Raw genomic sequence first — 9,389 nt, 5'->3', positions numbered from 1 at the left:
CGTTTGAGAAGTGAACAGGAAAGCCAACAGAATCAACGATCTACCAACACCACCCCCGCGCCAGTGCTGGGTTTGCGTACCGCCAGTTATTGCACTGAAAACGAGGGGACCCCTTGTTCGGCGTGTTCCAGCGCCTGCACCGCGAGACGGAGTTCGAGGGGGTGGGCGCGGGGCTCGCACTGTGCCGCGCCATTGCGCAGCGCCACGGCGCAGAGGTTAGCGCGACGGCGGTGCCGGGCGCTGGTTGCACGGTGCGGGTGCAGTGGCCGGTGAACCCTGCAGCCGCCAACGAGCCCTGACGCCGGCCGCAGTGCTGGCTGCTACACCGCTGGTACCAGCGCTGGCTCCATGCACCCCGCCACCTGATTGCGTCCGCCGTTTTTGGCGACGTACAGCGCTGCGTCCGCGGCGTCGATCCACGCCCGCAGGCTGCTGTGGCGGTGGTCGGCCGGGGCCACGCCGATGCTGCTGGTGATGCGCAGTTCGGGCAGGCTGCGCAGGCGCACGCCTTCTGTCTGCTCGCGGATGCGCTGGGCAATGGCCAGGGCGTCGCGCGCATGCATGCCGGGCAGCACGATGGCGAATTCGTCCCCGCCGTAGCGCCCCGCGCAGTCACCGGCGCGCACGTTGCCCCGCACCACATGCGCCAGCGCGCGGATGACCTCATCGCCCACGGTGTGGCCGTAAGCGTCGTTGATCTCCTTGAAATGGTCGATGTCCAGCATCAGCATGCAGGCGGGCTCGTCGGTGGTGTGGTGGCGGCGCAGTGCGGCCTCTGCCTGCTCTTGCCAGTGGCCGCGCCCGAACAGGCCGGTCAGTGCGTCCACGCGGCGCAGTTCGTCCAGCATCTGGTTCTGGCGCGCAGACTGCCGGATGAGCTGGTAGCTCACGGCGCTGACCGACAGCGTGTGCAGCGACATCACCGGCAGACAGGCCACTATCACGCGCATGGAGGTCTCGGGCGCCCAGTGCAGCCCCATGACCGCCGTGCTGGCCACGCGCCACCGGCATCGCCCACACCCGCTGGGCCACGCACGGCGCGCCTGCCGTGCACAACGCCCACCCGCATTTCAGCCACGGCACGGGCGCAGACGCCCATGCGCAGGCCGCAGGCCGGGTGGCACTGGTGCACAACGGCATCATCGAGAACCACGAAGAACTGCGCGCCCGCCTGCAGGCACGCGGCTACGTGTTTGCAAGCCAGACCGACACCGAGGTCATCGCCCACCTGGTGGACAGCCATTACAGCGGCGACCTGTTCGACGCCGTGCGGGCCACCGTGGCCGAACTGCATGGCGCCTACGCCATCGCCGTCATGCACAAGGACGAACCCCACCGCGTGGTGGGCGCACGCGCAGGGTCTCCGTTGATCCTGGGCGTGGGCAAGGACGCAACCGGCGCCTCGTCATCGCGCGAGCACTTTCTGGCCAGCGACGCCATGGCCCTGGCGGGCGTCACTGACCAGATCGTCTATCTGGAAGAGGGCGACCTGGTGGACCTGCAGCTGGGCCGCTACTGGATCGTGGGCAAGGACGGCAATGCGCTGACCACCGGGCAGCGCCCCGTGCGCACCGTGCAGGCCCACAGCGGCGCGGCCGAGCTGGGGCCGTATCGCCACTACATGCAAAAGGAAATCTTCGAGCAGCCCCGCGCGATTGCCGACACGCTGGAAGGCCTGGCCGGCATCGTGCCCGAGCTGTTTGATGGTGCAGGCCAGCATGGCGAGCCCGGCGCGGCTGCCTGGCGCGTGTTCAAGGACATCGACAACGTGTTGATCCTGGCCTGCGGCACCAGCTATTACAGCGGCTGCACCGCCAAATACTGGCTCGAAGAAATCGCGGGCATTCCCACCCAGGTCGAAGTGGCCAGCGAATACCGCTACCGCACCAGCGTGCCCAACCCGCGCACCCTGGTCGTCACCATCAGCCAAAGCGGCGAAACCGCCGACACCCTGGCCGCGCTGCGCCACGCGCAATCCCTGGGCATGCAGCACACGCTCACCATCTGCAACGTCGCCACCAGCGCCATGGTGCGCGAATGCAAGCTCGCCTACATCACCCGCGCCGGGGTCGAGATCGGCGTGGCCAGCACCAAGGCCTTCACCACGCAGCTGGCGGGCCTGTTCTTGCTGACGCTGGCCCTGGCGCAAAGCAAGGGCCGCCTGAGTGAAGAGCAGGAGGCTGCACACCTCAAGGCCATGCGCCACCTGCCCGTGGCCCTGCAGGCCGTGCTGGCGCTCGAACCCCAGCTCATCAGCTGGGCTGAAGACTTTGCGCGCATGGAAAACGCGCTCTTTCTGGGCCGAGGGCTGCATTACCCCATCGCGCTGGAGGGCGCGCTCAAGCTCAAGGAAATCAGCTACATCCACGCTGAAGCCTACCCGGCCGGTGAACTCAAGCACGGCCCCCTGGCCCTGGTGACCAGCGCCATGCCGGTGGTGACGGTGGCGCCCAACGACGCCCTCCTGGAGAAGCTCAAGAGCAACATGCAGGAAGTCCGCGCCCGTGCGGGTGTGCTGTACGTGCTGGCCGATGGCGACACCCGCATCGAAAGCAGTGAGGGCATCCACGTGATTCGCATGCCCGAGCACTACGGCGCATTGAGCCCACTGCTGCATGTCGTGCCGCTGCAGCTGCTTGCGTACCACACGGCCTGTGCGCGGGGGACGGATGTGGACAAGCCCCGCAACTTGGCCAAGAGCGTTACTGTGGAGTGAGCTGTCGAACACCCCGTTTTTTACCAACAACTGACTGATCGATTGGCCAGTTGTTGTTTGCTTTGTGACGCCTCGCCGGTCAGTGTTCAAACCACTGTGCTGAACGCGGGACCGCTGTGATTGCAAGTCAGGGATTGCAATACGCGCAGTGGCGAGGATCTGCCAATGCCCGCGTGGCTTTGCTCATTCTGGACTGGTATTCGCAGCGTGGGCACGACCACACCTCAGCGCGGCAGGATGCGGTAGGCCGTCCGCAGGCAGAGCAGGTAAGCCCCGGTATGCGTTCGGTGACCCAGTAACCCGGGGCGTTGCAGGCTGGGCAGTTCGACTGCAGTCGCTGCAGCAAGTCCTGCGCAGCTTGCTCGATGAGGCGCATGCGGGTGGGGTTGGCAAAGGCCCTCAGGTCCGTCTCCACAAAGACCTGGCGGTTGCGGGCCTGGGCTTGGCAGGCGTCGAAGCAGTGCCGCAGCCGGTCCCAGTCCGCGATGCCTTTGTGCATGCGGGTGTCGTCCTGGCTCTCCGGGCGCATCACCAGCTGTTGCTGCGGGAAGCCCTCGCGCTGCGCAAATGCCTCCACGGCACTCCAGTTATCGCTCAGCAGGTGCCCGCTGCGCGCAGGCCCTTGTGCCATGCCGACGACTTCGATGCCCATGCGGTCGTCCAGCCAGGCGATCAGCTCCACGTTCCAGGGCACCATTCCTGTGAACGGATCGGGACCAAAGCTGCCCTCGCTGGCCAGGCCGGCATCGAGGCCGGAGAGCTCCATGCCCTTGCGGGCTTTGCGCCGTGCTGCATCCAGTTGCGAGCCCGCACGTGCCGTTTCGCGGGTGAAGGTGCCCAGCAGGTCGGTATCGAACCCGCTGACATGTTCAATCGTGCAACCCAGACCCGGCTCCAGCGCGGGCGCGATGACCCGCTCCTTGCCATGCTGGGTCAGCAAGGCGATGCGGCGGTCTGCATAGGGGCGTGCACTGGGGTGCATCACCAGTTCTCCGTGTGCAGCGGCTCCCAGAGACCCTGGTCATAGCGCATCAGGTCGGTGCCTTCCCACCGCCAGAGGTGCAGCCACCCGTGGTCCACCAGTTGCTTGACGACGGCATGTTGATGGATCACTGCGTCGATGGATGGGCGGGGCGCATCAATCACCACGGTCAGCCTCAGTGGTTCGTGCAACCAGCGCTTGCCGTCGTGCACCGACTGCTGCGACAGGCCGATGCGCAGATCACCGCCGTTGCCTTCAAAGACGCCGATGTGTCCGCCCACCACGTTGTGCAGCACCTTGTTGCCACTCCCCAGGCGTGTGGGGGCGCAGGTGGATGCGTGGTACTGCCAGTTGATCCAGTGGGTGACCAGCATGGGCGCGGTCATGAGCGCTTCCAGCAGGCTGCCGTCGGGGTCTCTTTGGGCGTCATAGTCGTGCAGAAAGCTGCGTCCTTGTAGCGCAGCGCCCAGCGTCCTGTGCCGGGGTGCGATGACGAAGGCTGCGTTGCCCGCCAGGCCCCATTCCGGGCGCGTCTGGGCGCCATCGTTGGCGCGCCTTCGCAATTGCTTCAGCAAATCGTCGTGCGGTGTCCGTGGGTCGATGTGCAGGTGCGGTGCTCGTTCTCTGCGGACCTGGTCACTGGCATGGTGTAGCACCGGCTGCAGGCTGTCCCACCGTTGGCGAGCGGCTGGGGGCAGCAGGTCCAGGTCAAAGCCCTCGATCTCATCGGTTGTGGTGTTGTGCAGGGCCGCCACGAAGGTTGTGGACTCCGGAATGGCGATGCCTTGTTCCGCCAGGCCCGTACGCACGGCAGGTTCGTTCAGCAGTTGTGCCAGGCTGCGGGCACTGACTTCGCCGGTCTGGCCGCAGCATGCGCCGCAGTCCAGCGCTGCCGCATGGGCGTTGTTGGCCGACTGGCTGCCATGCCCTACCAGCAGTACCAGGGGCGCCAGATAACCGTCCAGCCCCATGGAGCGCAGCACCCGCGCTGCCAGCGACACCTTGGCGCCGATGTCCAGCCCCGTGAGCTGGGGCCGGCACAGGGGGCGATAGCGCGCAGGCAGGCCTTCCAGTGCATCGTTGGCCCTGGCTTGCCGGGAGGGCCGCAGCCATTGGCCCAGCTTGCCCGCATAGCCCACGCCCGCCGCTTCAACGAACGAGAACGCCGCACCCGGCCAGCGGCTGGCGGACAGCCATTGGTCGGCCAGCGCAAAGCGCCTGGAGCGTGCGTGGATCGCTGCTTCTTGTAGCGTCGCATCGGTCTTCAACGCGCCCGCAGTGGATGGCACGATGCAGTCAGTGGCTTCTACTGCGGGTGCCAACAGGCCCGGCAGGTGGGGCGTGCGAGCGCTGGTGCCCAGCGGTGTGTAGGCGAGGGGCAGGCCAAAAAATCCCGCGAACCCGATGGTCTGTACGGCGGGCCAAATGGCCTCCAGGGACCTCCGCAGTGGCTCGCTGCGCACATCAATACAAAAAGCGGCTTGCACCTCGATCTCGTGCTGGTTGGGCGGGGCACTGCCGGCACCGAGCAGCCGCTGAGCCAGTTGGCGCTGGTAGCCGACTTCCAGAGCTACTTGCCACACTTCGTCGACCAGCAGAGCCTGCTCTGCCCGTTGCAACAAGGCGGGGGCCTGGCCCCAGGCCTGTTGCAGCGCCTGGAAGGCATGGGTGCCTGCGGCATCGTCCTTGCAATGCAGTAGAACCGCACCCCATGCCAGCCGGATCGCCAGCAACTCCCGCAGGTGCGGGTCGGAGGTCTGGTTCAGGTGGGCCTGCCAGCCTAGATAGGCGCACCACGAAGCCCAGCCATTCACCGTCAGCAGCACCGACTCCAGATAGTCTGGCCACACCGCCTTGGGAAGGCGCAGCCTGTGCAGTACCCAGCGTTCGGCGTCTTCCCGGGTGGCGGGCAGAGCCTCCAAGGCCTCGGCGAGGTGTGGCAAGCCCATCAGCAGGCCGATGGAGTGGTCGTGCTGCAGAGTCTCGCGCCAGAACGCATACAGGCCCTCGGACCGCTGGGGCTGCCAGTCCGCCTGTGTCTGGTCGAAATAGGCGGCGCAGGTCTGGCTCACCTGGTGGGTGATTGCCTGGCGCCAGGACAAGCGGGTTTGGCGGTGGGGGTCGTTGTCCAGCACATCGATCAGCAGGGGCAATTGCTCTACGGGCTGGGTGTTGTGTAAGGCCTGTACGCAGTCTTCGGCAGTCAACCCGCAGGCTTGCGCCTGAGGCATCTGGCGGATCGCCTGATCAAGGTCCTGGGCGCTGATGCGTCCTTCCGTCCACGCTTGCAGTTGCCGGTCGCGCCCGGGAAAGACCTGAATGCCGCCCAGCGCTGCCATGCGCGCTGCCACCCGGCGCACCGGCATGCCGATGCGCGCCCAGTGCGGGTTGACTGCAATGGCACGGTCCAGGGGCCAGGCCGGTGCAATGGCTTGGCACGCTTGTGCGCAGGCGGTGTCGATGTCGTTGTGCGAGGCCGGGTGCTGCGCAGCGTGCGTGGGCGCTGGCGCCGCGAGCTCCTCGGTGGGGCAGTCGGTCAGTGATTCCATCATGGGGTTCTCCGGGTGCAGTGCGGTTCAGGGGGCGGCTCTGTGCAACGTGGGGCCTGCTACATGGGGGACCGCGTCACGCGGGGCAGGGGGTGTCCAGGCGGTGGGCCAGATGTACAGGGCCAGCCGGGTGTACGCCTCGTCGATGTAGAACCCTGCATAGCTCCACCTGCGCCAGGTCCGCAGCATGTGGGGCTGCCTCTGCAGCAGTGCCAGAAAGAGGTAAAGGCCTAAAAGTCCGATCAGTGCCAGCCACCCCAGCACGTGCGCCGGAGCATCGCGCAAGCCCAGTGGCACATGGTGGATGGCAACTGCCGCTGCGGTGAGGCCCGCCACCATCACCAGCCCGGCCAGGCTGTGCCAGGCCGCAGTCTTGGCGCTGGCCTGGCCCTGAGGCGACCAGAGCAGCGGTGCCCAGGCCAGTCCCAGCACGGCGGACCACCAGGCGGGCCAGGGCACCTCCGCCGCCACGTTCAGCACCAGCAGCACGGTGGCCGTGGCGGCGACGGGTGCCAGCGCCAGGCTGATGGCTGTGGGCGGGGTTGCGCTGTGCATGGCCTGCAGCCGCGCTTGCCGAACCGCGTTGGATGCCGACAGAAACACATGGGCCTTGTACAGCGAGTGCCCCACGAGGTGCAGCGCAGCCAGCGTGTACAGGCCCAACCCGCATTCGAGCAGCATGAACCCCATCTGCGCCACCGTGGACCAGGCCAGCCTGACCTTGATGCTGATGCGCGTCAGCATGACCATGCCAGCGAGCACGGCTGTACCGAGGCCAAAAACGACCAGCACGACGCGGGCAGCGGCGGCGTTTTCCAGCAAGGGGGCGAACCGTATCAGCACGAACCCGCCCAGGTTGACCACGCCTGCGTGCAGCAGTGCAGACACCGGCGTGGGCGCCTCCATGACCTGGATCAGCCAGCCATGCACGGGCAACAAGGCCGTCCGCAAAATCACGGCCAGGGTCAGCAACACCGCGCTGGCGTGCAGCAACGGGGACATGCCGTCGCGTGCGATGTACGCCCACAACGCCGACAAAGAACCGCTGCCGACTTCCAGCCAGGCCAGTGCCGCCGCACCGACCAGCAATACGTCGGCCACCCTGTCGGCCATCTGTTTTTTGTGGGCGGCCAGGCTGGCAAAAGCCCGGTCGGGGTAGAAGCACAGCAGGTGTTGCAGCGCAATGCCCACCAGAGCCCAGGCGATGGCCAGGACGATCCAGTGGTCTGCCAGCAGCAGCACGTGCACAGCAGCCAGCACACCCGCCAGTGCTGCCATGTAGCGCGGCTGGCCGGGCTCTCCCTCCAGGTACCTCGCAGAAAACGCTGCGATGACGGTGCCCAGCAGTTGCACCAGAACCCCCATGCACAAGCCCATCGGCGATGCCTTGAGCCAGCCAGCGTGGTCCAGCCGGCCGATGCCAGCCATGGCCGCAATCGCCGCCAATACAGAACCTGCCAAGGCGGCACCAGACAGGATCAGCATCCAGCGCCACAACGTGGCAACCGAGCCCTTGTGGCACAGTGCCAGCGCCATGGCGGCCAGCATGAGCATGCCCGGTGCCCATGCGCTGGCGTGGGACAAAACGTGAACAAATGGCATCACTCAACCTCCAGAAACAAGACTGGGGGCGATGATGCTGCGGGGTTATTGTTCTGTAAAATACATTGAAAAGAACAAAAAAATACTAAAAATAGAACAATGAGACTCGATCAACTCAACTTCAACCACCTGTTCTACTTTTGGCGTGTGGCCAAGCTGGGGCACCTTACCCAGGCAGCGCAAGAGCTGCACACGTCCCAGTCTGCGGTGTCCACCCAGATCCGGCAGCTGGAAGAGCGCCTGGGCGAAGAGCTGTTTTTGCGAGAGGGCCGCCGCCTGCTGCTGACCGACACCGGGCAACTGGTACTGGCATATGCCGAGAACATCTTCGGACTGGGTCAGGAAATGCTGGGGCGCCTGCAGGGCAGCGCGTCGGGGGTGACCCGGCTGCGCGTGGGCAGTGTGGCAACGTTGTCCCGCAACTACCAGGAAAACTGGATCCGCCCCTTGCTGGCCGACCCGTCCGTGGTTTTGACGCTGGAGTCAGGGCTGCTGGAGGGGCTGATTTCGCGCCTGGTGCAGCACCAGCTGGACGTGGTGCTGGCCAATGAGTCAGTGCCTTCCGACTCCGAGCGCCCCTTGCACTGCCAATTTCTCGGCAGCCAGTCCATCTCGCTGGTCGGCCCTGCCAGCGTGTGGCAATCGCGCTCGTTGCGCATACCTGAAGACCTGGAGGGTATGGAGGTGGCGCTGCCTGGCCCCCGCCATGCACTGCGTGCGCAGTTTGAAGCCCTGTGTGCATCGGCCGGGGTGACGCCCCGATTGCGCGCCGAGGTGGATGACATGGCCATGCTGCGCCTGATCGCCCGTGACAGCGGCTGGCTGACCGTGCTGCCCGAGGTGGTGGTTCAGGACGAGTTGCGCACGGGCATCCTCGTCAAGGTGGGCTACTCCGCCGGGCTGCAGGAGCATTTCTACGCCATCACCACCCGGCATCGGCACCGTATCGAGGTGCTGGAAACCCTGCTGGAACGTTCGTCGGGCCGCATGGGGCCGTCCTGACAGACCTAGGGCAACGCTGAACAAGTCCCTCGCGCACCGCGCACCCCTGCTTTGGGCGGTCTGCCGCGTTGCAAATCCTCGCGATAGCTACGGCTATCGCTGTGGTTTGCGCCTTGCATCCCATCCCAAATCAGGGCGTGCGCCACTGCGGGGACTTATTCGGCGTTGCCCTAGCTGGGATTCGTCAAAAGTTTGCCCCATGAAAAAAGCCCCGCAATGGGGGCTCGTTCATGGGCGATGCAATGTGATGCGGTGCACCGATGACGCCTTCGCTCAGCCGCAGTGGATGCGCCAAGCGGTGGCGTCCGAAACGCCCGCATCGGCTTGCATTACATGGCGTTGCCGATTTCGCCGTGGGAGATCTGGCCTGTGCGAACAGCTTCTGCGGCCTGGGCACGCACGGCAGCGCGGTCGGCGGTGGATTGGGGGTCCCCTCGTTTTCAGTGCAATAAGTGACGGTACGAAAAGCTAGCACTGGCGCGGAGGTGGTGTTGGTAGATCGTTGATTTCATTGACTTTCCTGTTCACTTTCAAATCT

At 65.8% G+C, this 9,389-nt stretch carries 6 protein-coding genes and 2 pseudogenes; 3 read left to right on the top strand and 5 right to left on the bottom strand.

The genetic code is table 11. From position 1 onward, the window contains the following. Window positions 1-113: 113 nt before the first annotated feature. Window positions 114-299 (top strand): annotated as a pseudogene (locus tag FFS45_RS40855) (ATP-binding protein); the annotation flags it as partial. Window positions 300-320: 21 nt separating this feature from the next. Here the strand turns inward: FFS45_RS40855 and FFS45_RS40850 are convergent. Continuing rightward, window positions 321-980, bottom strand: a complete 660-nt coding sequence (locus FFS45_RS40850) for a GGDEF domain-containing protein (protein WP_245621288.1) — start codon at window positions 978-980, stop codon at window positions 321-323. A gap of 68 nt (window positions 981-1,048) precedes the next feature. Between FFS45_RS40850 and glmS the strand changes: the two genes are divergently transcribed. Continuing rightward, on the top strand, window positions 1,049-2,716 hold the full coding sequence (glmS, locus tag FFS45_RS40845; RefSeq protein WP_310735655.1) for a glutamine--fructose-6-phosphate transaminase (isomerizing): 1,668 nt from the start codon (window positions 1,049-1,051) through the stop codon (window positions 2,714-2,716). A gap of 127 nt (window positions 2,717-2,843) precedes the next feature. Here the strand turns inward: glmS and FFS45_RS40840 are convergent, their stop codons facing one another. From FFS45_RS40840 to FFS45_RS40830, 3 genes are read right to left on the bottom strand one after another with little or no spacing between them, the layout of a single operon-like run. Continuing rightward, window positions 2,844-3,698, bottom strand: a complete 855-nt coding sequence (locus tag FFS45_RS40840) for a DUF6671 family protein (RefSeq protein WP_004637164.1) — start codon at window positions 3,696-3,698, stop codon at window positions 2,844-2,846. After that, on the bottom strand, window positions 3,698-6,250 hold the full coding sequence (locus FFS45_RS40835) for a DUF2309 domain-containing protein (RefSeq protein ID WP_004637165.1): 2,553 nt from the start codon (window positions 6,248-6,250) through the stop codon (window positions 3,698-3,700). Before FFS45_RS40835 ends, FFS45_RS40840 begins: the two co-directional genes overlap by 1 nt. 24 nt (window positions 6,251-6,274) lie before the next feature. Next, window positions 6,275-7,849 (bottom strand): NADH-quinone oxidoreductase subunit L, encoded by a 1,575-nt coding sequence (locus tag FFS45_RS40830; RefSeq protein ID WP_004637167.1) that lies wholly within the window; start codon window positions 7,847-7,849, stop codon window positions 6,275-6,277. 99 nt (window positions 7,850-7,948) lie between these two features. Here FFS45_RS40830 and FFS45_RS40825 point away from each other — a divergent pair, with 99 nt between their 5' ends. Beyond that, window positions 7,949-8,851, top strand: coding sequence for a LysR substrate-binding domain-containing protein (locus FFS45_RS40825; protein ID WP_004637169.1), 903 nt, complete (start codon window positions 7,949-7,951; stop codon window positions 8,849-8,851). Window positions 8,852-9,180: 329 nt separating this feature from the next. Here the strand turns inward: FFS45_RS40825 and FFS45_RS42675 are convergent. Continuing rightward, window positions 9,181-9,276: pseudogene (locus tag FFS45_RS42675) on the bottom strand (DUF4148 domain-containing protein); the annotation flags it as partial. Window positions 9,277-9,389 lie beyond the last annotated feature (113 nt).

Source organism: Burkholderia sp. 4M9327F10, from assembly GCF_005503145.1.
In the GTDB taxonomy this organism is placed as follows: Bacteria; Pseudomonadota; Gammaproteobacteria; order Burkholderiales; family Burkholderiaceae; genus Paraburkholderia.
The sequence above is the reverse complement of the archived record's forward strand: the minus strand, read 5'-3'. Positions and strand labels throughout refer to the sequence as shown.